We start from the raw sequence: 819 nt of genomic DNA, 5'->3' as shown, positions 1-819 counted from the left end.
CTCCTTTTACAAGTAGCTTCAAATATTGCTAAAAAAGAGAAAGTTTATTATTTCACAGGAGAGGAATCTCTTGAGCAGATAAAATTAAGAGCAGATAGGCTTTCATTAGAAGATTCTGATTTTTTAATATCATCAGAGTCAAATTGCGACAATATAATAAATACTCTTTTAGATGAACCTCCAGCACTTGCTATAATAGACTCTATTCAAACAATATATAGCCCATCTACAAACAGCATAGCAGGCTCTCCTGCACAAATAAAAAACTGTGCTTGGGCATTGATGCAGACTGCCAAACTAAAAAACATAACAATATTTTTGGTAGGTCATATTACAAAAGAAGGCACTATAGCAGGACCTAAAATATTAGAGCATATTGTAGACWGTGTRTTATATTTTGAGGGTGATGATAAGGGTATATATAGAATATTAAGAGCTGTGAAAAATCGTTATGGGGCAGTTGATGAGGTTGGAATATTTGAGATGGTAGAAAATGGGCTTATGGAAGTAAAAGACCCTTCAAGAGTTTTTACTCGTTCTCTCAATGAAGCTGTATTTGCTGGAAGTGTGATAACTCCTGTAATAGAAGGAAGCAGGGTTTTTTGTGTAGAGCAAGAGGCTTTGGTTGGAAGCAGTGCTTTTGGTTATCCTAGAAGGCTTACTATAGGTTATGACCAATACAGGCTTCTTATTATTATTGCTATATTAGAAAAAAGATGTCATATAAATCTTTCTAATCAAGATGTTTATATTAATATTGCAAATGGTCTTAATGTTAAAGAGACTGCTAGTGATATTTCTATTGCTATGGCTATAGTA

General features: G+C 33.5%; 1 pseudogene. It reads left to right on the top strand.

Annotated features, from left to right (window positions below):
- A pseudogene (locus tag GQX97_RS12820) lies at positions 1 to 819 on the top strand (DNA repair protein RadA); the annotation flags it as partial.

Source organism: Brachyspira sp. SAP_772 (genome assembly GCF_009755885.1).
GTDB lineage: Bacteria > Spirochaetota > Brachyspiria > Brachyspirales > Brachyspiraceae > Brachyspira.
The sequence above is the reverse complement of the archived record's forward strand: the minus strand, read 5'-3'. Positions and strand labels throughout refer to the sequence as shown.